Annotated in this window: 20 protein-coding genes; 15 read left to right on the forward strand and 5 right to left on the reverse strand. The window is 59.4% G+C overall.

Going from position 1 to position 21,942, the window contains the following annotated elements; genetic code table 11:
- Positions 1 to 147: 147 nt before the first annotated feature.
- The 6 genes from ssuE to ACMXYJ_RS02770 all read left to right on the forward strand — a co-directional run bounded on the left by ssuE (position 148) and on the right by ACMXYJ_RS02770 (position 4,813).
- Positions 148 to 741: an NADPH-dependent FMN reductase gene (gene ssuE / locus ACMXYJ_RS02745; RefSeq protein ID WP_415758694.1), complete on the forward strand. Its 594-nt coding sequence runs from the start codon at positions 148 to 150 to the stop codon at positions 739 to 741.
- A gap of 89 nt (positions 742 to 830) precedes the next feature.
- On the forward strand, positions 831 to 1,796 hold the full coding sequence (locus ACMXYJ_RS02750; protein ID WP_415758695.1) for a sulfonate ABC transporter substrate-binding protein: 966 nt from the start codon (positions 831 to 833) through the stop codon (positions 1,794 to 1,796).
- Positions 1,797 to 1,821: 25 nt separating this feature from the next.
- Positions 1,822 to 2,970 carry an FMNH2-dependent alkanesulfonate monooxygenase gene (ssuD, locus tag ACMXYJ_RS02755; protein WP_415758696.1) on the forward strand — a complete coding sequence of 383 codons (1,149 nt, stop codon included), beginning with the start codon at positions 1,822 to 1,824 and terminating at the stop codon, positions 2,968 to 2,970.
- Between the two features lie 8 nt (positions 2,971 to 2,978).
- The gene (ssuC, locus tag ACMXYJ_RS02760; protein ID WP_415758697.1) at positions 2,979 to 3,761 is read left to right on the forward strand and encodes an aliphatic sulfonate ABC transporter permease SsuC; all 783 of its coding nucleotides are present in this window, start codon (positions 2,979 to 2,981) and stop codon (positions 3,759 to 3,761) included.
- Entirely contained in the window at positions 3,758 to 4,564 is an 807-nt protein-coding gene (ssuB, locus tag ACMXYJ_RS02765) for an aliphatic sulfonates ABC transporter ATP-binding protein (protein ID WP_150657603.1), read from the forward strand. Before ssuC ends, ssuB begins: the two co-directional genes overlap by 4 nt.
- A gap of 33 nt (positions 4,565 to 4,597) precedes the next feature.
- Positions 4,598 to 4,813 carry a TOBE domain-containing protein gene (locus ACMXYJ_RS02770; RefSeq protein WP_003229256.1) on the forward strand — a complete coding sequence of 72 codons (216 nt, stop codon included), beginning with the start codon at positions 4,598 to 4,600 and terminating at the stop codon, positions 4,811 to 4,813.
- Positions 4,814 to 4,876: 63 nt separating this feature from the next.
- Here the strand turns inward: ACMXYJ_RS02770 and ACMXYJ_RS02775 are convergent, their stop codons facing one another.
- From ACMXYJ_RS02775 to ACMXYJ_RS02785, 3 genes are all read right to left on the reverse strand, one after another.
- On the reverse strand, positions 4,877 to 5,641 hold the full coding sequence (locus ACMXYJ_RS02775; protein WP_415758698.1) for a hypothetical protein: 765 nt from the start codon (positions 5,639 to 5,641) through the stop codon (positions 4,877 to 4,879).
- A 15-nt stretch (positions 5,642 to 5,656) separates the two neighbouring features.
- Positions 5,657 to 6,289 carry a TetR/AcrR family transcriptional regulator gene (locus ACMXYJ_RS02780; protein ID WP_415760670.1) on the reverse strand — a complete coding sequence of 211 codons (633 nt, stop codon included), beginning with the start codon at positions 6,287 to 6,289 and terminating at the stop codon, positions 5,657 to 5,659.
- Positions 6,290 to 6,530: 241 nt separating this feature from the next.
- Positions 6,531 to 7,907 (reverse strand): glutamine synthetase family protein, encoded by a 1,377-nt coding sequence (locus tag ACMXYJ_RS02785; protein WP_008150449.1) that lies wholly within the window; start codon positions 7,905 to 7,907, stop codon positions 6,531 to 6,533.
- A 278-nt stretch (positions 7,908 to 8,185) separates the two neighbouring features.
- Between ACMXYJ_RS02785 and ACMXYJ_RS02790 the strand changes: the two genes are divergently transcribed.
- The 8 genes from ACMXYJ_RS02790 to ACMXYJ_RS02825 all read left to right on the forward strand — a co-directional run bounded on the left by ACMXYJ_RS02790 (position 8,186) and on the right by ACMXYJ_RS02825 (position 17,424).
- The gene (locus tag ACMXYJ_RS02790) at positions 8,186 to 8,962 is read left to right on the forward strand and encodes a gamma-glutamyl-gamma-aminobutyrate hydrolase family protein (RefSeq protein ID WP_415758699.1); all 777 of its coding nucleotides are present in this window, start codon (positions 8,186 to 8,188) and stop codon (positions 8,960 to 8,962) included.
- Positions 8,963 to 8,999: 37 nt separating this feature from the next.
- A complete protein-coding gene (locus ACMXYJ_RS02795; protein ID WP_134098607.1) occupies positions 9,000 to 10,358 on the forward strand; it encodes a glutamine synthetase family protein in 1,359 nt (452 codons plus the stop codon).
- 58 nt (positions 10,359 to 10,416) lie between these two features.
- A complete protein-coding gene (locus ACMXYJ_RS02800) occupies positions 10,417 to 11,781 on the forward strand; it encodes an aspartate aminotransferase family protein (RefSeq protein ID WP_415758700.1) in 1,365 nt (454 codons plus the stop codon).
- 182 nt (positions 11,782 to 11,963) lie between these two features.
- On the forward strand, positions 11,964 to 13,061 hold the full coding sequence (locus tag ACMXYJ_RS02805) for a polyamine ABC transporter substrate-binding protein (protein ID WP_415760671.1): 1,098 nt from the start codon (positions 11,964 to 11,966) through the stop codon (positions 13,059 to 13,061).
- 242 nt (positions 13,062 to 13,303) lie between these two features.
- Positions 13,304 to 14,401, forward strand: coding sequence for a polyamine ABC transporter substrate-binding protein (locus tag ACMXYJ_RS02810; RefSeq protein WP_415758701.1), 1,098 nt, complete (start codon positions 13,304 to 13,306; stop codon positions 14,399 to 14,401).
- A gap of 73 nt (positions 14,402 to 14,474) precedes the next feature.
- Entirely contained in the window at positions 14,475 to 15,617 is a 1,143-nt protein-coding gene (locus ACMXYJ_RS02815; protein WP_309674364.1) for an ABC transporter ATP-binding protein, read from the forward strand.
- 35 nt (positions 15,618 to 15,652) lie between these two features.
- The gene (locus ACMXYJ_RS02820) at positions 15,653 to 16,534 is read left to right on the forward strand and encodes an ABC transporter permease subunit (protein ID WP_415760672.1); all 882 of its coding nucleotides are present in this window, start codon (positions 15,653 to 15,655) and stop codon (positions 16,532 to 16,534) included.
- Positions 16,531 to 17,424 (forward strand): ABC transporter permease subunit, encoded by an 894-nt coding sequence (locus ACMXYJ_RS02825; RefSeq protein ID WP_415758702.1) that lies wholly within the window; start codon positions 16,531 to 16,533, stop codon positions 17,422 to 17,424. The genes ACMXYJ_RS02820 and ACMXYJ_RS02825 overlap by 4 nt, the downstream gene beginning before the upstream one ends.
- Positions 17,425 to 17,566: 142 nt before the next feature.
- Here ACMXYJ_RS02825 and ACMXYJ_RS02830 read toward each other — a convergent pair whose 3' ends face one another.
- Positions 17,567 to 18,208: an HD domain-containing protein gene (locus tag ACMXYJ_RS02830; RefSeq protein WP_415758703.1), complete on the reverse strand. Its 642-nt coding sequence runs from the start codon at positions 18,206 to 18,208 to the stop codon at positions 17,567 to 17,569.
- 214 nt (positions 18,209 to 18,422) lie between these two features.
- On the opposite strand from ACMXYJ_RS02830, the gene ACMXYJ_RS02835 reads away from it, so the two are divergent.
- Positions 18,423 to 19,388: a GlxA family transcriptional regulator gene (locus ACMXYJ_RS02835; protein ID WP_415758704.1), complete on the forward strand. Its 966-nt coding sequence runs from the start codon at positions 18,423 to 18,425 to the stop codon at positions 19,386 to 19,388.
- Positions 19,389 to 19,506: 118 nt separating this feature from the next.
- Here ACMXYJ_RS02835 and ACMXYJ_RS02840 read toward each other — a convergent pair whose 3' ends face one another.
- Positions 19,507 to 21,918 carry a penicillin acylase family protein gene (locus tag ACMXYJ_RS02840; protein WP_415758705.1) on the reverse strand — a complete coding sequence of 804 codons (2,412 nt, stop codon included), beginning with the start codon at positions 21,916 to 21,918 and terminating at the stop codon, positions 19,507 to 19,509.
- Positions 21,919 to 21,942 lie beyond the last annotated feature (24 nt).

Raw genomic sequence — 21,942 nt, forward strand, 5'->3', positions numbered from 1 at the left:
CGGCAAAAGCCATTTCATATAGAACTACAACGAATAACCAAATGAATAAATATGATTTATAGATATAACAACCACCTGTTAAGGTCACTTCCATCAAAGCGAGATCGCAAACTGCGAATCGCCAACACCGTTCAAGGAATCGTCTGAATGCTGGTCGTCTCACTCGGTGGCAGTCCCAGCCAACGCTCCCGTTCCGGGGTGCTGCTGGAGCGCTCCCAATGCTGGTTGCAGGAGCAAGGTGTGGAAGTGGTGAGTTACCAGGTACGGGACTTCCCGGCCGAGGACTTGCTGCATGCACGCTTCGACAGCCCGAAGGTGATCGACCTGCTGCAGCAGATTGAAAACGCCGATGGCTTGCTGATCGCCACGCCGGTCTACAAAGCGTCGTTCTCCGGCGCATTGAAAACCGTGCTGGACCTGCTGCCCGAGCGTGCCCTGGCCCACAAGGTGGTTTTGCCAATGGCCACCGGTGGCAGCATCGCCCACATGCTGGCGGTGGATTACGCGCTCAAGCCGGTGCTGTCGGCGTTGAAAGCCCAGGAAATGCTCCACGGGATTTTCGCCGTAGACAGCCAGATCGCCTACGGCGAAGGCAGCGTCCAGGCGCAGTTGGCGCCGGAGCTGGAACAACGACTGAATGAATCACTGGAGCTGTTTTTCAGCGCCATGGCCCGACGGCCCAAGCCGATCGATCCGAACCTGTTGAATGAACGTTTGTTGAGTGCTCGCTGGAGCATTTAAGCCTTACCCCAATTTGAAGTACTCACCTTACTCAGCCGCCAACGGCCAAGCAGGTGCAGCCAAAACCCAACTGCAAAAAGGAGAGCGCCATGCGCACTGTCATTTTGCGTCGTGGTCTGGTCGCTCTGTTTGCTGCGGCTGTAACCTTCGGCGCCATTACTCAAGCTCAGGCCGAGACGCTTCGGATCGGTTATCAAAAGTACGGCACTTTGGTGTTGCTCAAAGCCAAAGGGACTTTGGAAAAACGCCTCGCCGCCCAAGGCGTGGACGTGCAATGGACTGAATTTCCCGGTGGCCCGCAACTGCTCGAAGGCCTGAACGTCGGCTCCATCGACTTCGGCGTTACGGGTGAAACTCCCCCCGTATTCGCTCAAGCAGCCGGCGCCGACCTGCTCTATGTCGCCTACGAACCGCCAGCGCCGCACAGCGAAGCGATCCTGGTGCCGAAGGACTCGCCGATCAAATCGGTACAGGACCTCAAGGGCAAGAAAGTCGTCCTGAACAAAGGCTCCAACGTGCATTACCTGCTGGTCCGCGCATTGGAAGATGCCGGCCTCAAATACACCGACATCCAGACCGTATTCCTGCCGCCAGCCGATGCCCGCGCCGCATTCGAACGTGGCAGCGTCGATGCCTGGGTGATCTGGGACCCGTACCAGGCCGCCGCCGAACAACAGCTGCAGGCACGCACCCTGCGTGATGGCCAAGGCATCGTCGACAACCATCAGTTCTACCTCGCGACCAAGCCATACGCGCAGAAAAATCCTGAGGTGATCAAGACTCTGGTGGAAGAAGTGCGCGCCGTCGGCGAATGGTCCAAGGCCAATCCCGAAGACGTGACTAAACAAGTCTCGCCACTGATTGGCCTGCCGGCGGACATCACCCTGACCTCGATGAAACGCCAGGGTTACGGTGCGCTGTTCCTCACGCCTGAAGTGGTCGCCGCCCAACAGAAAATTGCCGACACCTTCTTTCAGCTCAAGCTGATTCCAAAGCCGCTGAGCATCAAAGACGTGATCTGGACGCCTCCGGCGGCCGTTGCCAAAGCTCAGTAATTCGAATCCCTAAGGAGACCACTCCATGAGCCTCAATATCTTCTGGTTCCTGCCTACCCACGGCGACGGCCATTACCTTGGCACCGCCGAAGGCGCTCGCGCCGTCGACCACGGTTATCTGCAACAAGTCGCGCAAGCGGCGGATCGTCTGGGCTTCGGCGGGGTGCTGATTCCTACGGGTCGCTCTTGCGAAGACTCGTGGCTGGTGGCCGCGTCGCTGATCCCGGTGACCCAGCGTTTGAAATTCCTCGTCGCACTGCGCCCCGGGATCATTTCCCCGACGGTGGCCGCGCGTCAGGCCGCGACGCTGGATCGCCTGTCCGGTGGCCGTGCGTTGTTCAACCTGGTAACCGGCGGCGATCCGGAAGAATTGGCCGGCGACGGTTTGTTCCTGACTCACGAAGAGCGCTATCAAGCCTCGGTGGAATTCACCCGCATCTGGCGCCGCGTGCTGGAAGGCGAAACCGTCGATTACGACGGTCAGCACATCAGCGTGAAGGGTGCGAAGTTGCTCTACCCGCCGATCCAGCAACCGCGTCCGCCGCTGTACTTCGGCGGTTCTTCGGAAGCGGCGCAAGACCTCGCGGCAGAACAGGTCGACATGGTCCTGACCTGGGGCGAACCACCGGCCGCCGTTGCCGAGAAGATCGAACAAGTACGCGCCAAAGCCGCGAAGCTCGGGCGCACCGTGCGCTTCGGCATTCGCTTGCATGTGATCGTTCGTGAAACCAATGCCGAAGCCTGGCAAGCGGCGGATCGACTGATCTCTCATCTGGACGACGACACCATCGCTCGCGCCCAGGCTTCTCTGGCGCGCTTCGACTCGGTTGGTCAGCAACGCATGGCCGCATTGCACGGAGGTAGCCGTGACAACCTGGAAGTCAGCCCCAACCTGTGGGCCGGTGTCGGTCTGGTGCGTGGCGGTGCCGGTACAGCATTAGTGGGCGACGGTCCGACCGTGGCTGCTCGCGTGAAGGAATACGCGGACCTGGGCATCGACACGTTCATCTTCTCCGGTTACCCCCACCTGGAAGAGTCGTACCGCGTCGCCGAATTGCTGTTTCCGCACCTGGACATCGAACGTCCGGAATTGCCGAAAAGCGCCGGTTACGTCAGCCCGTTTGGTGAGATGGTCGCCAACGACATCCTCCCCAAAGCCGCGTCGCAGAGCTGAGGCGCGCCATGAAGAGACTCATCCATAACCTCGCGCCCTGGGCGTTGCCGGTGTTGCTGCTGGCGGTGTGGCAGTTGTCAGTGTCGGCGGGCTGGTTGTCGACACGGATTCTGCCGGCGCCAATCGCCGTCATCGAAGCCGGCGTCAGCCTGGTGCGCAGCGGTGAAATCTGGACGCACCTGGCGATCAGCGGCTGGCGCGCCGCGCTGGGCTTCGCCATCGGCGGCAGCATCGGCCTGACCCTGGGCTTCATCACCGGCCTGTCGAAATGGGGCGAGCGCCTGCTCGACAGTTCGGTGCAGATGATCCGCAACGTACCGCACCTGGCGCTGATTCCACTGGTGATCCTGTGGTTCGGCATCGATGAGTCGGCGAAGATTTTCCTGGTGGCGTTGGGCACGTTGTTCCCGATCTACCTCAACACGTATCACGGCATCCGCAACGTCGATCCGGCGCTGGTGGAAATGTCCCGCAGTTATGGCTTGTCCGGTTTCAGCCTGTTCCGTCAGGTGATCCTGCCGGGTGCGCTGCCTTCGATTCTGGTCGGCGTGCGGTTCGCGCTGGGCTTCATGTGGCTGACGTTGATCGTCGCGGAAACCATTTCCGCCAGCTCCGGCATCGGCTACCTGGCGATGAATGCCCGGGAGTTCTTGCAGACCGACGTGGTGGTACTGGCGATTCTTTTGTACGCCGTGCTCGGCAAACTTGCCGACCTCGCGGCCCGTGGACTTGAACGCGTGTGGTTGCGCTGGCATCCGGCCTATCAGGTTGTTAAAGGAGGTGCGGCATGACGGCTCAACAACCTCCACGCTTGCTGCGCGGGATTCCGCTGGCAGTGCGCAAACTGCAAAAAACCTTCGGCGCGCGGCAAGTGCTGCGCGAGATCGATCTGCATATCCCGGCCGGTCAGTTTGTCGCCGTGGTCGGTCGTAGCGGTTGCGGCAAAAGTACGTTGCTGCGCTTGCTCGCCGGTCTCGACAAACCCACGGGCGGTGAACTGCTGGCCGGTTCCGCTCCGCTGAGTGAGGCGCGGGAAGACACCCGATTGATGTTCCAGGAAGCACGTCTGCTGCCATGGAAAAAGGTCATCGACAACGTCGGCCTCGGGCTCAAGGGCAACTGGCGTCCGCAAGCGCTGGAAGCGTTGGAGTCGGTCGGTCTGGCCGACCGCGCCAATGAATGGCCAGCGGCCCTGTCCGGCGGCCAGAAGCAACGCGTGGCCCTGGCCCGCGCGCTGATCCATCAACCGCGTTTGCTGTTGCTGGACGAACCGCTGGGCGCGCTGGATGCCCTGACCCGAATTGAAATGCAGCAGCTGATCGAACGGCTCTGGCAGAAGCACGGTTTCACCGTGTTGCTGGTCACCCACGATGTCAGTGAAGCGGTGGCGATTGCCGATCGGGTGATCCTGATCGAAGAGGGCGAAGTCGGCCTCGACCTGCACGTTGAGCTGCCGCGCCCTCGGGTTCGTGGCTCCCATCGGCTGGCGGCGCTGGAAACCGAAGTCCTCAATCGCGTGCTGGCGTTGCCCGGCGAACCGCCGGCACCGGAACCTGTTTCACCATTGCCTACGCAATTGCGCTGGGCTCAATAACCCAAGCCTTATCCAATGACAGGAATCAACATCATGACAATCAAAGCCATCAACGTTCGTAACCAGTTCAAAGGCTCGATCAAGGAAATCGTACTGGGTGACGTGTTGTCCGAAATCGACGTTCAGACCGCTTCCGGCATCGTCACCTCGGTGATCACCACTCGCTCGGTGAAAGAGCTGGAACTGGTGGTCGGCAGCGAAGTGATCGCGTTTGTGAAATCCACCGAGGTGTCGATCGCCAAGTTGTAAGCGCGTGCATTGCGCTCAACCCCGAAGGGTTTGAACCCTCCGGGGTTTTTTATGCGCGGGTGTTCAAGGCTCGGGTGCGCAGCGCCAACCGGCGGCGGGCGCGTAGGTGCCGAGTGAAGACAGCAGGCGAGGGTCGCTGAATAGCAAGCTGGCGTTTGGATCGATGTCTGCCGGCAACAGTGGCTGGCCGACCTGCATCGGCAGTGTGGAATAGTCGATGTGCCACGGGTTTTGTCCGGCGTGGTGACGACCAAAGGACAGTTCGCAGGCGAGCCGTTCCTGTGCGGTGGTCAAGTCGATGTGTTCGCGCAAATGTCCGCCAGGTGTCAGCGCAACGGCGCGGCTGGCGGCGAACAGAAAGTAATCACCGGCCAGCACCAGGCAGGCAAATCGCGCCGGATCATCGACCGCCTGCAACCACTGACCGCGACAGGTGCCGCGAGAGTCTGGCAGTCGCTCCCAGATCTCGTAGTAGCTGTCGTCCAGGGCGGTTTCGATCAGGCGTTCGCTGGTTTCGAAATGCATGCGCCCGATGTCTTCTTCGGTGCTGACGGGCTGGTAGTCGAGTTTGCGATGCCACTGGCAAATGTCGCCGTTGACCTCGGTTACGCCGGCGAAGCCTTTTTGTTCGCTCAGGGTCAGCAGGTCAGCGTGACTCAGTTGCTCGAGCGGCAGCGCGGGAAGCGTTGTCGGCGGGATGCGCAGGTCAGCAAACAAACGCGGGGTTTGCAGCCAGTACACGGCTGTTTCGCTGTCGACGCGCCCCGACTGGAATTTGATCAGGCGTCGTTGCCACACGCCAAGGTAGTTGTCTGGAACGTGTGCCATGAACACCTCGTTGCGTTATACGCCGCGCTTGGGCAGGTAGGGCGGCAAATACAGCCCTAGGTAGGCGTCGAATACCCGCATCCCTTCCTCGGCCATGCGCGGCGTGATCTGCCCATGTTGCTGCACCGAGCGCGCATAGACGCGGTCGCCGAGCTCCATGGCCAACGCAAACACATCAACGTCGCTCGGCAGTCTCGGCAGCTCGAAGTGGTGATCGAAGAGTTTGTGCATCAGGTCGCCGAGTTCGATGTCGTGCTGACGGTCGGCCTGGGTGACTTCGGTCAGCCCGTGCTGGGCAAGAATGAGCTGGCGGGCGGCGGCGTCTTCGCTGTAGATCGCGAGCATGCGTTGTTCCACCAGTCGCGACAGATCGCGCCAGCCGTTGAGGGCGTCATGGTCGATGGGCGCTTGCAGGCAGGCACGGAACGCGGCATGGACGTCGGCCGTCAGGGCTTCGAGCAGCGCCGGGACGCTGGCAAAGAAGTGGTAGACGGAGGAGGGCGGGATCTCCGCGCGTTCGGCGACGCTATAGATCGACAGACTGGCCACGCCCTCGGCAGCCAGCAGCGTGCGGGCGGCATCGAGTATCGAATCGATCCGGGCCTGGCTGCGGGCGCGGGGTTTGCGTGGGGTGGCGAGTCGGGTCATTGGAGTCTCCTGCGGGGCAGCGGGCATTGTACGAGCAGGCATCTATGTTGTCTGCCCGGCCGCCATCGCGAGCAGGCTCGCTCCCACAGTTGATCTCCAGTGAGCATAAATTCTGTGTGCACAGAAAATCCCCCTGTGGGAGCGAGCCTGCTCGCGATGAATCCAACTCGGTCAACTTTATGAACCCATAAAAAAACGCCGCAAGCTGTGAGGCCGGCGGCGTTGTTTTTACTGCAACCGCTTACACGGTATGCAGGTACCAGTTGTACTCGAGGTCGGAGATGGAGTGTTCGAACTCCTCCAGCTCGCTCTCTTTACACGCGACGAAGATATCGATGTATTTCGGATCGATGTACTTGGCCATGACTTCGCTGTCGTCCAGCTCACGCAATGCATCGCGCAGGTTGTTCGGCAGGCTTTGCTCGTTCTGCTCGTAGGAGTTGCCTTCCACGGGTGCGCCCGGCTCGATCTTGTTGGTCAGACCGTGATGCACGCCTGCCAGGACCGAAGCCATCAGCAGGTACGGGTTGGCATCGGCGCCGGCAACGCGGTGTTCCAGACGGACCGCGTCGGCGGAACCGGTCGGCACACGCACCGCAACAGTACGGTTGTCCAGACCCCAGCACGGTGCATTCGGCACGTAGAACTGTGCGCCGAAACGACGGTAGGAGTTGACGTTCGGGCAGAGGAAAGCCATCTGCGCCGGTAGGGTCTCGAGCACACCGCCGATCGCGTGACGCAGTGCGGCGTTCTGCTCGGGATCCTCACTGGCAAAAATGTTTTTGCCGTCTTTATCAAGAATCGAGATATGTACGTGCAGACCGTTGCCTGCCTGGCCCGGGTAAGGCTTGGCCATGAACGTGGTGTCCATTTCATGGTCGTAGGCGATGTTTTTGATCAGACGCTTGAGCAGGACCGCGTAGTCGCAGGCCTTGATCGGGTCGGCAACGTGGTGCAGGTTCACTTCAAACTGCGCCGGGGCACTTTCCTTGACGATCGCGTCGGCAGGGATGCCTTGCTCTTTCGCACCTTCCAGAATGTCCTGGAGGCAGTCGACGTATTCGTCGAGGTCGTCGATCAGGTAAACCTGTGTCGAATGCGGGCGTTTGCCGGAGATCGGCGAGCGAGGCGGTTGTGGACGACCGTTCACGTTCTCCTGGTCGATCAGGTAGAACTCCAGTTCGAACGCGGCGCAGATGGTCAGACCCATCTCGTCGAACTTGGCAACAACTTGACGCAGAACTTCACGGGGATCCGCGAAGAAAGGTTCACCTTCGAGTTCGTGCATGGTCATTAACAGTTGCGCGGTAGGGCGCTTCTGCCAAGGCTCGTTGCACAGGGTGTCAGGGATTGGATAGCAGATTCGGTCAGCATCGCCGATGTCCAGGCCCAGGCCGGTGCTTTCCACCGTCGAGCCATTGATATCCAGAGCAAATAGAGAGGCCGGCAGGTTGATGCCTTTCTCGTAAACCTTGTGGAGGCTGGTGCGTTCAATGCGCTTGCCGCGCACCACACCATTCATATCCGCAATCAGAAGGTCAACGTACAGAACCTCAGGATGTTCCTTAAGGAACGCGTTCGCTTCGTTAAGCTGAACGGCACGCGGGGGTACCGACATGATGCAACACCTTTGTTGTTAAAAATATCAATCATTGATCTCTTCGGATTCCAGTCAACCCGAACGGCATGCCGAAGTCAAGCGAGGCCTTTTTTGCCCTAAAAAAGCACCCGTGGGGCTTTTTTGAGGCACTTTGGGGCGTTTTTATGCCTTTGAGCGATTTAGCGCCTGCGGGCTTGAGCGGGCCGTGTTGTATTTTTTACGGGGGTGTTGTGTAAAAAAATGAACAAGGCTAAGCTCGATTCAAACCCATAACACCAATAATACCGGGGTGCTTCATGTCTCGCCTGCCGTTAATCGGCGTCACCGCCTGCTCTAAGCAGATCGGTCTGCATGCTTATCACATCAGTGGCGACAAGTACGTCCGCGCCGTGGCCTCAGCAGCTAAGGGTCTGCCGGTGATTCTTCCGTCCCTGTCCGATTTGCTGGCACCGTCCGATATTCTGGACGGTCTGGATGGCATCCTCTTTACAGGCTCTCCTTCCAATATAGAACCGTTTCACTATAGCGGCCCAGCCAGCGCGCCGGGCACTGCTCATGATTCTGCACGCGATGCCACCACTCTTCCGTTGATCCGCGCCGCCGTCGAGGCCGGTATTCCCGTGCTCGGTATTTGCCGCGGGTTCCAGGAAATGAATGTGGCGTTCGGCGGCAGCCTGCATCAAAAAGTCCACGAAGCCGGTCCATTCATGGATCACCGTGAAGACGATAGCCTACCGCTTGAAGGACAGTATGCGCCCAGTCACCCGGTGCACATTCAATCGGGTGGTGTGCTCGCAGGCCTGGGCCTGGCGAGCGAGATACAGGTCAATTCGATTCATGGCCAGGGCGTTGAACGTCTGGCGCCGGGTCTTTGCGTCGAGGCCTTGGCGCCTGACGGGTTGATCGAGGCAGTCTCGGTCCCGCAGGGCAAGAGTTTTGCTTTGGGAGTGCAATGGCATCCCGAATGGCAGGTAAGCTCAAACCCGGATTACCTTGCGATCTTCCAGGCATTTGGCGATGCCTGCCGTAAGCACGCATTACACCGCGACGCCGATGCGTCAAACAACGCCTGACTTATAAGAGTCAGGAAACTCAGCCTAAGAGGCATTTATGAGTAACAACCTCGACCAGCTCACCGATTGGTTGAAAGACCACAAGATCACAGAAGTCGAATGCATGATCGCCGACTTGACCGGGATCACCCGGGGCAAGATTTCGCCGACCAACAAGTTCATTGCCGAAAAAGGCATGCGCCTGCCCGAGAGCGTTCTGTTGCAGACCGTGACCGGCGACTATGTCGAAGACGACATCTATTACGAACTGCTCGACCCGGCCGACATCGACATGATCTGCCGCCCCGACCAGAACGCGGTATTCCTTGTGCCCTGGGCCATCGAGCCCACCGCTCAGGTGATCCACGACACCTACGACAAGCAAGGCAACCCGATCGAGCTGTCGCCGCGCAACGTGCTCAAAAAGGTGCTGAAACTCTATTCCGACAAGGGCTGGCAGCCGATCGTGGCGCCAGAAATGGAGTTCTACCTGACCAAGCGCTGCGAAGACCCGGACTTCCCGCTGCAACCGCCGATTGGCCGTTCCGGTCGCCCGGAAACCGGTCGTCAGTCCTTCTCGATCGAAGCGGCTAACGAATTCGATCCGCTGTTCGAAGACGTCTACGACTGGTGCGAATTGCAGGAACTGGACCTCGACACGCTGATCCACGAGGACGGCACGGCGCAGATGGAAATCAACTTCCGTCACGGCGATGCCCTGTCCCTGGCCGACCAGATCCTGGTGTTCAAACGCACCATGCGCGAAGCCGCGCTCAAGCACGACGTGGCAGCTACCTTCATGGCCAAGCCCATGACCGGTGAGCCGGGCAGCGCGATGCACTTGCACCAGAGCATCATCGACATTGAGACCGGCAAGAACGTCTTCTCCAACGAAGACGGGAGCATGAGCCAGCTGTTCCTGCACCACATCGGTGGTTTGCAGAAACTGATCCCCGAGCTGTTGCCGTTGTTCGCACCTAACGTCAACTCGTTCCGCCGCTTCCTGCCGGACACTTCGGCACCGGTGAACGTGGAGTGGGGCGAAGAGAACCGCACCGTGGGCCTGCGGGTTCCGGATGCCGGGCCGCAAAACCGTCGGGTGGAAAACCGCCTGCCGGGCGCCGACGCCAACCCGTACCTGGCGATTGCCGCGAGCCTGCTCTGCGGTTACATCGGCATGGTCGAAGGCTTGAACCCGAGTGCGCCGGTGGTGGGTCGTGGTTATGAACGCCGCAACCTGCGCCTGCCACTGACCATCGAAGACGCGCTGGAACGTATGGAGCACAGCGCGACTATCGAGAAATACCTGGGCAAGAAATTCATCACTGGCTACGTCGCGGTCAAGCGGGCCGAGCATGAAAACTTCAAGCGCGTGATCAGTTCGTGGGAGCGGGAATTCCTGCTCTTCGCCGTCTGATGCGCCGGGCGCCGCTGATGTGGGCGGCGCTCTCACTGAAAATCTTAGGAGAATTCGCATGACCAGCAACAACCCGCAAACCCGTGAATGGCAAACCCTGAGCAACGATCATCACCTGGCCCCGTTCAGCGACTTCAAACAGCTGAAAGAGAAAGGCCCACGGATCATCACCAACGCCAAGGGTGTTTACCTCTGGGACAGCGAAGGCAACAAGATCCTCGACGGCATGGCCGGCCTGTGGTGCGTAGCCATCGGCTACGGCCGCGATGAACTGGCCGATGCCGCCAGTAAACAAATGCGCGAACTGCCTTACTACAACCTGTTCTTCCAGACGGCTCACCCGCCGGTGCTGGAACTGGCCAAGGCCATCTCCGACATCGCGCCGCAAGGCATGAATCACGTGTTCTTCACCGGTTCCGGTTCCGAAGGCAACGACACCATGCTGCGTATGGTTCGTCACTATTGGGCGATCAAGGGCCAGCCGAAGAAGAAAGTCATCATCAGCCGCAAGAACGGCTATCACGGTTCCACCGTGGCCGGCGCGAGCCTGGGTGGCATGACGTACATGCACGAACAAGGCGACTTGCCGATCCCGGGCATCGTCCACATCGCGCAGCCGTACTGGTTCGCTGAAGGCGGCGAGATGACGCCGGAAGAGTTCGGTATCTGGGCGGCCAATCAGCTGGAAGAGAAGATTCTGGAAGTCGGCGTGGACAACGTCGGTGCCTTTATTGCCGAGCCGATCCAGGGTGCCGGTGGCGTGATCATTCCGCCAGACACCTACTGGCCGCGCATCAAGGAAATCCTCGCCAAGTACGACATTCTGTTCGTGGCTGACGAAGTGATCTGTGGTTTCGGTCGTACCGGTGAGTGGTTCGGTAGCGATTTCTACGACCTCAAACCCGACATGATGACCATCGCCAAAGGCCTGACATCCGGCTACATCCCTATGGGTGGCCTGATCGTGCGTGACGAAGTGGTTGCGGTGCTCAATGAAGGTGGTGATTTCAACCACGGCTTCACCTATTCCGGGCACCCGGTGGCCGCTGCGGTGGCACTGGAAAACATCCGCATCCTGCGCGAAGAAAAAATTATCGAGCACGTTCATGCAGAAACGGCACCCTATTTGCAAAAGCGTCTACGGGAACTGAGCGATCACCCGTTGGTGGGGGAAGTGCGTGGGGTGGGTCTGCTGGGGGCGATCGAGCTGGTGCAGGACAAGGCCACTCGCAAGCGTTACGAAGGCAAGGGCGCCGGCATGATTTGCCGCACGTTCTGCTTCGAAAACGGCCTGATCATGCGCGCCGTCGGCGACACCATGATCATCGCTCCGCCACTGGTGATTACACCGGCAGAAATCGATGAGTTGGTGACCAAGGCACGCAAGTGTCTGGACCTGACCCTGAGTGCGTTGCAGGGCTAAGTGCTAGGCTCTGAGCGGGGTGCGAAGTTCGCATTTCGCTCAGAGCAAACAAAGGATGGGTCTTTCCTTGAAAGCCTGCCTTGGATCTTGCCAGACTACCGGTTGTTTCAGATGCCCAGGAAAGGCCGCTGAGCACGTGGTTAAAAAGAAAAATTGGAGCATTACCCATGAAGGCATTAGGTATGAAGATAGCTGGCAAGACCCTCCTCGCCATGTCCCTGATGGGCGTGATGGCGGGCGCAGTTCAGGCGGACGACAAGGTTCTTCACGTGTACAACTGGTCCGATTACATCGCACCGGATACCGTCAAGAAGTTCGAAGCCGAGTCGGGGATCAAGGTTGTTTACGACGTATTCGACAGTAACGAAACCCTGGAAGCCAAGTTGCTGGCAGGCAAGTCCGGCTACGACATCGTCGTTCCGTCGAACAACTTCCTGGCCAAGCAGATCAAGGCCGGCGTTTACCAGAAGCTCGACAAGTCCAAGCTGCCTAACTGGGACAACCTGAACAAAGACCTGCTCAAAGCGGTATCGGTGAGCGACCCGGGCAACGAACACGCGTTCCCGTACATGTGGGGTTCGATCGGTATCGGCTTCAACGCCGAGAAGGTCAAGGCTGCACTGGGTGCCGATGCGCCAACCAATTCCTGGGACCTGCTGTTCAAACCTGAAAACGCCGCCAAGTTGAAGTCGTGCGGTATCAGCTTCCTCGATTCGCCAACCGAGATGATTCCGGTGGCGTTGCACTACCTGGGCTATCCAACCGACAGCCAGGACAAAAAACAACTGGCCGAAGCCGAAGCACTATTCCTGAAAATTCGTCCTTCGGTGGGCTACTTCCACTCGTCCAAGTACATCTCCGACCTGGCCAACGGCAACATCTGCGTCGCCGTGGGTTACTCGGGCGACATCTACCAGGCCAAGTCCCGCGCGGCTGAAGCCGGTGACAAGGTGAAAGTCAGCTACAACATTCCGAAAGAAGGTGCAGGCAGCTTCTACGACATGGTCGCCATCCCTAAAGATGCCGAAAACGTCGAAGGCGCCTACAAGTTCATGACCTTCCTGCAGAAGCCGGAAATCATGGCTGAAATCACCAACGCCGTACGCTTCCCGAACGGTAACGCGGCGGCCACCGCATTGGTCGATAAAGAAATCACCAGCGACCCAGGCATCTACCCGCCAGCGGACGTGCTGGCCAAGCTGTACGCGATTGCCGACTTGCCGGCCGCGACCCAGCGGATCCTGACTCGCAGCTGGACCAAGATCAAATCCGGTAAGTAAGTAAAACCCTGTAGCAGCTGCCGCAGGCTGCGTCCAACTGCGAAGCAGTTGTGTTGTTGAACACGCGGGAAGGTCCTTCGGACCTTAACGCAGCCTTCGGCAGCTGCTACAGGTATCTGCATAAAAGTTTTGCTGGAACGGTTTTTCGAGGGTAAGTTGCGCGCCGGTTTTGTTGCCAGGCAGCCATGGCTGTCATGTAACGCGGGGCAACTTGGGCCCAACTAATTTTAGAGGACCTCCACGTGCCTATTTTTTCTTTGTTGCGCAATGCACTGCTGGTCGGCGCCGGACTGACGCTTGCCGTTAGTGTCCAGGCCGCTGGCACTGTGCATATTTATAACTGGTCGGACTACATCGGTTCGACGACCCTGGCCGACTTCCAGAAAGAGACCGGCATCAAACCGGTTTATGACGTCTTCGACTCTAACGAAACCCTGGAAGGCAAGTTGCTGGCCGGGCGTACCGGTTACGACGTGGTCGTGCCGTCCAACCACTTCCTCGGCAAGCAGATCAAGGCGGGCGCTTTCCAGAAGCTCGACAAGTCCAAGCTCACTAACTATTCCAACCTCGACCCGGTGCTGCTCAAGCGCCTGGAGCAAAACGATCCGGGTAACCAGTACGCCGTGCCGTATCTGTGGGGCACTAACGGCATCGGTTACAACGTCGACAAGGTCAAGGCTGTGCTCGGCCTCGACAAGATCGATTCCTGGGATGTGGTGTTCGAACCGGAAAACATCAAGAAACTGCACAGTTGCGGCGTGGCGTTCCTCGACTCCGCCGATGAAATGATGCCCACGGTCCTCAACTACATGGGCCTGAACGCCAACAGCACCAACCCCGAAGACTACAAAAAGGCCGAAGCCAAGTTGCTGGCGGTGCGGCCTTACGTGACCTATTTCCACTCGTCCAAATACATCGCGGACCTGGCCAACGGCGATATCTGCGTGGCGATCGGTTTTTCCGGCGACATGTTCCAGGCCAAGGCCCGCGCGGCTGAAGCTGGCAAAGGCATGAACATCGCCTACTCGATTCCGAAAGAGGGCGGCGCGCTCTGGTTCGACATGCTGGCGATCCCCAAGGATGCGGCCAACGTCAAGGAAGCCCATGCCTTCATCAACTATTTGCTGAAACCCGAGGTGATCGCCCAGGTCAGTGATTACGTGGGTTACGCCAACCCTAATCCAGGGTCGGACACACTGATGGAACAGTCCATTCGCACCGACGAATCGGTTTATCCACCGCAAGCAGTTATCGACAAGACTTACGTATCTATCGAGTTACCACCAAACATTCAACGTTTGATGACCCGCAGCTGGACCAAGGTCAAGTCGGGTAAATAGCTTCAAGGCACAAACTATCCAAGGTTGGCTCACCTTGAGCGAACTGCACTCTTTTTTTCTGGGAGTTTCGTAAATGGCAGTTGCCTCCGGCGCCTATAAGAAAGCCCTCGAGGGCGACCAATCACCTAAACAGGTGTTGGTCAAAATCGACCGGGTCACGAAGAAGTTCGACGAGACGATTGCCGTGGACGATGTGTCCCTGGAAATCAAGAAAGGCGAGATTTTCGCCCTGCTCGGCGGTTCGGGATCGGGCAAATCCACGTTGCTGCGCATGCTCGCAGGCTTCGAACGGCCCACGGAGGGGCGGATTTTCCTCGATGGCGTAGACATCACCGACATGCCGCCGTACGAGCGGCCGATCAACATGATGTTCCAGTCGTACGCCTTGTTCCCGCACATGACCGTGGCGCAGAACATCGCGTTCGGCCTCAAGCAGGACAAAATCCCTGCAGCTGAAGTCGATGCTCGCGTAGCCGACATGCTCAAGCTGGTTCAGATGACGCAATACGCCAAGCGTAAGCCGCATCAGTTGTCCGGCGGCCAGCGTCAACGTGTGGCCTTGGCGCGTTCCCTGGCCAAGCGACCGAAGCTGTTGCTGCTCGACGAACCGATGGGTGCTCTGGACAAGAAGCTGCGTTCGCAAATGCAGCTTGAGCTTGTCGAGATCATCGAGCGGGTCGGCGTAACCTGCGTCATGGTGACCCACGACCAGGAAGAGGCCATGACCATGGCCGAGCGCATCGCGATCATGCACCTGGGCTGGATCGCCCAGATCGGCAGCCCGATCGATATCTACGAAACCCCGACCAGCCGTCTGGTCTGCGAGTTCATCGGCAACGTCAACATCTTCGACGGTGAAGTGATCGATGATGCTGAAGGCCACGCAACCATCACCTGCAAGGACCTGGACCGCCAGATTTATGTGGGCCACGGCATCAGCACCTCGGTGCAGGACAAATCCGTGACCTACGCGATCCGTCCGGAAAAACTGCTGGTGACGCCGATCATGCCGACCTGCGAATACAACTGGTCCAGCGGCAAGGTGCACGACATCGCCTACCTCGGTGGCCACTCGGTGTTCTACGTCGAACTGCCGAGCGGCAAGATCGTCCAGTCTTTCGTCGCCAACGCCGAGCGCCGCGGTCAGCGCCCAACCTGGGGTGACCAGGTCTACGTGTATTGGGAAGACGACAGCGGCGTGGTACTTCGCTCATGAACATGCGCAAATTCAAACGCCGCCTCAATCGAATAATTCCCGGTGGCCGCCAGCTGGTCATCGGGGTTCCGTTTATCTGGCTGTTCCTGTTCTTCATGTTGCCGTTCTTCATCGTTCTGAAGATCAGCTTCGCCGAAGCCGACGTGGCCATTCCGCCGTACACCGAGATCTACAGCTACCTCGACCAAAAAGTGCAGTTGCTGCTTAACCTGAGCAACTACGCGATGCTGGCCGGTGACGAGTTGTACATCGCTGCTTACCTCGGCTCGTTGAAGATGGCGCTGATCAGCACCGTCCTCTGTTTGCTGATCGGCTACCCGATGGCCTACGCCATTGCCAGTGCCCGCAAAGAGATGCAAACGGTGCTGGTGCTGCTGATCATGATGCCGACCTGGACCGCGATCCTGATCCGCGTTTACGCGTGGATGGGCATCCTCAGCAACAACGGCCTGCTCAATGGTTTCCTGATGACCATGGGCTGGATCGACGAACCGCTGCAGATCCTCAACACCAACCTCGCGGTGTACATCGGCGTCGTTTATTCGTACCTGCCGTTCATGATCCTGCCGCTCTACGCCAACCTGGTGAAACACGACAACAGCCTGCTGGAAGCCGCGTCCGACCTGGGTTCGAGCACCTTCAACAGCTTCTGGAAAATCACCATTCCGCTGTCCAAGAACGGCATCGTCGCGGGCTGCATGCTGGTGTTCATTCCGGTGGTGGGCGAGTTCGTGATCCCGGAACTGCTCGGCGGCCCGGAAACCCTCATGATCGGTAAAGTGCTCTGGCAAGAGTTCTTCAACAACCGTGACTGGCCGGTGGCGTCTGCCCTGGCGGTGGTGATGCTGTTGATCCTGATTGTGCCGATTATTCTGTTCAACCGCAGTCAGGCCAAAGAAATGGAGGGTAAAGAATGAAACGCTTCCGTTTCTCAAGTTTCATGCTGGTTGCGGGTTTGCTGTTCATCTACGCGCCGATGCTGATCCTGGTGATCTACTCGTTCAACGCCTCGAAACTGGTGACGGTGTGGGGCGGCTGGTCGATCAAGTGGTACGTCGGTTTGATGGACAACACCCAACTGATGGGCTCGGTGGTGCGCTCGCTGGAAATCGCCTGCTACACGGCGGTGGCGGCGGTGGCACTGGGTACGTTGGCGGCATTCGTGCTGACCCGTATCACCCACTTCAAGGGGCGCACGTTGTTCGGTGGCCTGGTCACCGCGCCGCTGGTGATGCCCGAAGTGATCACCGGTCTGTCGCTGTTGCTGCTGTTCGTGGCGATGGCGCAGATGATCGGTTGGCCGCAGGAACGCGGCATCATCACCATCTGGATCGCCCACACCACGTTCTGTGCGGCGTATGTGGCGGTGGTGGTCTCGGCGCGCTTGCGTGAGCTGGACCTGTCCATCGAAGAAGCGGCCATGGACCTCGGGGCGAAGCCGTGGAAGGTGTTCTTTCTGATCACCATTCCGATGATCGCGCCATCCTTGGGTGCCGGCGGCATGATGTCCTTCGCCCTGTCGCTGGATGACCTGGTGTTGGCGAGCTTCGTGTCCGGTCCGGGTTCCACGACCTTGCCGATGGAAGTGTTCTCGGCGGTGCGCCTGGGCGTGAAACCCGAGATCAACGCCGTGGCCAGTCTGATTTTGCTGGCGGTATCGCTGATGACCTTCCTGGTCTGGTTCTTCAGCCGCCGTGCCGAAGAAGCACGCAAGCGTGCGATTCAGCAGGCGATCGAAGAAAGCGCAGCCGACTCCTGGAAACAACCGGACGTGCGTCGCGCCCAGCAGGCGCCGGAAGCGGCTTGAAGTAATGCCGGGTTGACCACAACAGTGTGGCCAACCCAGATCCATTGTGGGAGCGGGCTTGCTCGCGAAAGCGGTGTGTCAGTCAACATGGATGTTGAATGTCAGTCCGTCTTCGCGAGCAAGCCCGCTCCCACATTTGGTTCTAGGCAATCCAAGGGGATTTGCGGATGATCTCGACAAAGTTCATCGGCTTGAACCCCGGCTCGCTGTCGACCAGCACATCCGCGTTCACAGTGCCGAAAGTGGTGTCCGGCTTGTGTTTGAAGCCATTGGCAAACGCACACAGGATGCACTCCTTGAACCCTTCGCCACGCGGGTGGGCGTGCACCACTTCTTCGCGTTGCGCGCTGGGGAACGCTGCGTAATCGATGCCCAGCACATCCATTTCAACGCCCGCGGTGACCAGCGCCACATTAGGTCGCAGGTGTTGGGGCACGCCCGGTGTGGTGTGCAGGGCAATCGACAACCACACTTGCTCGATATCATCGTCGGACAAACCGTAAGGCTTGAGGAACGCTTTGGCAGCGTTGGCGCTATCGACTTCGAAGCGCTCATCGTCAGTGCGATGCCCTTCCACCAGACCCAAGTCATGGAACATCGCGCCGACGTACAACAGTTCGGGGTTGTAGGCCAGTTGCTTGCGTTCACCGCTCAACGCACCGAACAGAAACACCCGACGCGAGTGGTGATACAGCAGGTCTGATTCGACGTCGCGAATGTATTCCGTGGTGGCCTTGGCCAACGCGCTGTCGGGGATTTTGATACCGGCGATGGTGCTGCTCATGGTGCTTTCCTCATGGGGAACGCCGTGGCGGCGCTGATGGGTTCAGTCTGTCCGCGCACCCGAAACCGGACAATCGATCCATGGCTGCAATCCCGGCCAATGAGCATGCATATCGCGCCAACCTCGCTTGTTGCGCGCGGATTGGCTAAGTTTGGTCTCGGCGAATACGCCACAGATTAGTGTTGGCCCTGATCCATTGAGAGCGATTCCTGCCATGAGTAAAACCGTTGCCATCGTGGTCTTCGCCGGCGTCCAGTCCCTGGACGTCACCGGTCCCATGGATGTGTTTTGCGAAGCCAATCGTTTCCTTGAGCCACCAGATCACTATCGACTGGAGGTGATCGGCGTCGAGCGCGGGGTGATGGCGTGTTCCAACGGTTTGTCACTCAATGCCCATCGGCATTTCAGCGAAGCGCTGGAGGCCTATGACTTGCTGCTGGTGGCCGGTGGACCGCAGTTGCCGTTCATGGATTTCGGTGCGGCATTCGATGCCTGGCTGCGCGATGCCTGCGCACGGGCGCAACGCTTTGGCTCGATCTGCAACGGCGCGTTCATGCTCGCCCGGGCCGGGTTGCTGGAAGGACGAACGGTGACCACCCACTGGGGCGACGCCGCGGCGCTGGCGCAGTTGTGCCCGTCGACTCAGGTCGAGGCGGATCGTCTTTACGTGGAGGATGGCGAGCTCTACACCTCGGCGGGTGTCACGGCCGGGATTGATCTGTCGCTGTACTTGCTGGCCAGGGATCACGGGCCGGAAGTAGCGCTGAGTGTGGCAAAACGATTGGTGGTGTTCACTCAGCGCTCGGGCGGGCAATCACAGTTCAGCCCATTCCTCACGCCACACACCCAACCCACTTCTGCCGTGGCGTTGGTGCAGCTCTACGTGTTGGCCAACCTGACGGGCGACCTGGCAATTGCCGACCTGGCCAACGCCGCCAACATGAGCGCCCGCAACTTTTCACGGGTGTTTGCCAAAGAGGCGAAAGTCACCCCGGCGGAATTCGTTGAGCGGGCCAGGGTGGATGCGGCGCGGGTGCTGCTTGAAAGCACCCAGTCACCGCTGAAGACCGTGGCGTATCAGTGCGGATTTCGCGATGCCCAGCACATGCGCAGTGTGTTCAACCGCAGGCTGGGCGTGACGCCGCAGCAGTTCAGGCTGAACTTTGCGGCGATGGTTTGAGCTGACATTTTTGTCGCTTGTCAGGGCCTTATCGCGAGCAAGCTCGCTCCCACAAGAGAATGCATTCCAATGTGGGAGCGAGCTTGCTCGCGATGGCGTCAGCCCGGCCACTAAAAATCTACTGCGCAGCCCGCGCTGGCAACAGCTTCAACGTACTGCGCGTATTAGCCGTGACTTCTTCGTCGTTGAGGTGCGCCTGGTAGTAGATCCCTTCGATATACGCCTCAGCCTGGTCGTCATAGTGACTGTCGAACGGTACGCCACTCTGGCCAACCGGGTTGACGGTCAGGCTGTGGGTCGGGTCGGCGAAGTCGATCAGACGGCGAGTCGACGGACCATAAGTTACTGGCCACGGCGCCGGCCCGATTTTCGCCGAAAGGTTGTTCGGTACTTCGTGAGTGCCCGGTGCCGCGAACGGGCCGACATTGAAGATCCGGTCCAGCGGCTTTTGCTGCCCCAGCGGATGGCCATGGGTCAGCGTGTGCGCCTTGCCCCATTGCCATTGCGCGAAATCGGCGCCGAGGGTGGTCTTGAGGTGAGCAATGCTCGCCTGCCACGCAACCTTGACCGTATCGGCGCGGGTTTCCTTGCCGAGGGTGTTGCGGTTGTCCCACCACGGTGAATCGACGGTCGCGGCCAGGCGAGGCAGTGCGGAATCAATCACCCGGGTCGACAGCAAAGTCTCGAAGAAGTCATTGCCCAGTTCATCGTGCATCGTCGCGTCAGCCAGGATGAACAGGAACTGGTTGAACAGCGTGGCGCTGGTGGAATCGAGCGGGTAGTCGCCTTTCCACTGGACCAATTGCTCAACCAGTTTGAGTTCGGCGGGATCGCTCACTACTTCACGCAGTACGGGCAACAACGGCGCCAGCAAGCGCGGGCCGTAGGCGGTGGTGGTGCCCAGTTGCAGCTTCTGGCTGGCGTCCAGATCCCACTTGATGGTTTTGTCGCTGAGCTGGCGATTGAGCTGCTGACCGCGATCGGCCAGGTTGTAGTAACCGGGAATCTCCATGCCAGTCGGCGACACCGGCTGGAAGTTGGCCGAGACGATGTAACCGCGAGCGGGGTTCTCTTCCTGTGGGTTGGCGCTGAACGGGTAGAAACCCTCCTTGTCCGCGTCAGCGGTGCTGCCGTCGAGGATGAACCCCGGACGCACACCCGCCGGACGTTTTGGCAGCTGCGCCGCTGCCCACCAGCCGATGTCGCCCTTGGCGTTGGCCCAGACGATGTTCAGGCCCGGTGCCTGGATCTTTGCGCAGGCACTGCGCGCCTTGGCCAGGGTGTCGGCGCGGTTGAGCTGGTAGAAGCCCTCAAGGATAGGATTCTGGCTTTCGAGAAAACCCCACCACATGGCGATCGGCGTTTTGCCGACGCTGCTGCCCAGCGCATCGTTGACGATCGGCCCGTGGGGCGACTGGCGCAGCACCAGGGTTACCGGCGCCTGGCCCTTGACCGCGATCTGCTGTTCGCTGGTCACCATGTCCACCCACTTGCCGCGATACCAGACCTGATTGGGATTGTCCGGGTTGACCTTCTCGGCGATCAGGTCGAGATCGTCGTTCTGGAACATGGTGATGCTCCAGCCGAAGTCGCGGTTCATTCCGAGGGAGGCGAACGGCATCAATGCCTGATAGTGGCCGTAGAGCTCAAAACCCGGCGCCGAGAGCTGCGCTTCATACCACACCGACGGCGCGGAAAAGCGGATATGCGGGTCGCCGGCCAGCAGCGGTTTGCCGCTTTTGGTCCGACTGCCGGAGACAACCCAGGCGTTGCTGCCCTCGAACTGCGGCAAGCCGTTGTCGGCCAGTGCCTGTTCGCTGAGGCGGGCGAGGGCGTTGAGGTCTTTCCAGTCGGTACTGGCGAGGGGTGGCATGGCGCCGCTGCGGTTTTTCGCCAGCACGCCCTTGGGCTGCCAGTCGAGATCGAAGACGTTCAGGTAGTTGGCGCCCAACTGATCGCGCACGTAAGTCAGCAACGGTTCGGTGCGAAACGCCGCAGCAAAACTGTAGGCCATGTAACCGGCAATGCTGATGGTGTCCTGGGCGGTAAAGGGGCGTTTGGGGATGCCCAGTACATCAAACTCTGCAGGTTTTGGATGGCTGTCCTGATACTGGTTGATGCCATCCAGATAGGCTTGCATGGCGATAAAGGCCGGCGACTGTTTGTCCATGTTCGCCAGGTAAGTGTCGGCGCGTTCGCGAATGCGCAGGCTGCGCATCAGCTTGTCGGTGTCGAGCAGTTTCGGGCCCAGGACTTCGGCCAGCTCACCACGGGCGAGGCGACGCAGGACTTCCATTTGAAACAGCCGGTCTTGGGCGTGCACGTACCCGAGGGCACGGTACAGGTCGGTTTCGTTCTCGGCGCGGATGTGCGGGATGCCTCGCTCGTCGTAGCGCACGGTGACCGAACCTTGCAGGTGTTGCAGCTCCACCATGCCCTGGCGTGTCGGCTGCTTGCTGTAGACGTACCAACCTGCACCTGCGGCGAGCGCAACAATCAGCAGGGCGAGAACGGTCAGGCTACGTTTCATGGTGATTCCTTGTTGTTATCAGTG

Source organism: Pseudomonas arabinosi (genome assembly GCF_047758675.1).
Taxonomy (GTDB): Bacteria; Pseudomonadota; Gammaproteobacteria; order Pseudomonadales; family Pseudomonadaceae; genus Aquipseudomonas; species Aquipseudomonas arabinosi.

Excerpts from the sequence above, each read along its gene's own strand:
- ssuE (WP_415758694.1), top strand. The coding sequence starts at position 148 with ATGCTGGTCGTCTCACTCGGTGGCAGTCCCAGCCAACGCTCCCGTTCC.
- ACMXYJ_RS02750 (WP_415758695.1), top strand. The coding sequence starts at position 831 with ATGCGCACTGTCATTTTGCGTCGTGGTCTGGTCGCTCTGTTTGCTGCG.
- ssuD (WP_415758696.1), top strand. The coding sequence starts at position 1,822 with ATGAGCCTCAATATCTTCTGGTTCCTGCCTACCCACGGCGACGGCCAT.
- ssuC (WP_415758697.1), top strand. The coding sequence starts at position 2,979 with ATGAAGAGACTCATCCATAACCTCGCGCCCTGGGCGTTGCCGGTGTTG.
- ssuB (WP_150657603.1), top strand. The coding sequence starts at position 3,758 with ATGACGGCTCAACAACCTCCACGCTTGCTGCGCGGGATTCCGCTGGCA.
- ACMXYJ_RS02770 (WP_003229256.1), top strand. The coding sequence starts at position 4,598 with ATGACAATCAAAGCCATCAACGTTCGTAACCAGTTCAAAGGCTCGATC.
- ACMXYJ_RS02775 (WP_415758698.1), bottom strand. The coding sequence starts at position 5,641 with ATGGCACACGTTCCAGACAACTACCTTGGCGTGTGGCAACGACGCCTG.
- ACMXYJ_RS02780 (WP_415760670.1), bottom strand. The coding sequence starts at position 6,289 with ATGACCCGACTCGCCACCCCACGCAAACCCCGCGCCCGCAGCCAGGCC.
- ACMXYJ_RS02785 (WP_008150449.1), bottom strand. The coding sequence starts at position 7,907 with ATGTCGGTACCCCCGCGTGCCGTTCAGCTTAACGAAGCGAACGCGTTC.
- ACMXYJ_RS02790 (WP_415758699.1), top strand. The coding sequence starts at position 8,186 with ATGTCTCGCCTGCCGTTAATCGGCGTCACCGCCTGCTCTAAGCAGATC.
- ACMXYJ_RS02795 (WP_134098607.1), top strand. The coding sequence starts at position 9,000 with ATGAGTAACAACCTCGACCAGCTCACCGATTGGTTGAAAGACCACAAG.
- ACMXYJ_RS02800 (WP_415758700.1), top strand. The coding sequence starts at position 10,417 with ATGACCAGCAACAACCCGCAAACCCGTGAATGGCAAACCCTGAGCAAC.
- ACMXYJ_RS02805 (WP_415760671.1), top strand. The coding sequence starts at position 11,964 with ATGAAGATAGCTGGCAAGACCCTCCTCGCCATGTCCCTGATGGGCGTG.
- ACMXYJ_RS02815 (WP_309674364.1), top strand. The coding sequence starts at position 14,475 with ATGGCAGTTGCCTCCGGCGCCTATAAGAAAGCCCTCGAGGGCGACCAA.
- ACMXYJ_RS02825 (WP_415758702.1), top strand. The coding sequence starts at position 16,531 with ATGAAACGCTTCCGTTTCTCAAGTTTCATGCTGGTTGCGGGTTTGCTG.
- ACMXYJ_RS02830 (WP_415758703.1), bottom strand. The coding sequence starts at position 18,208 with ATGAGCAGCACCATCGCCGGTATCAAAATCCCCGACAGCGCGTTGGCC.
- ACMXYJ_RS02835 (WP_415758704.1), top strand. The coding sequence starts at position 18,423 with ATGAGTAAAACCGTTGCCATCGTGGTCTTCGCCGGCGTCCAGTCCCTG.
- ACMXYJ_RS02840 (WP_415758705.1), bottom strand. The coding sequence starts at position 21,918 with ATGAAACGTAGCCTGACCGTTCTCGCCCTGCTGATTGTTGCGCTCGCC.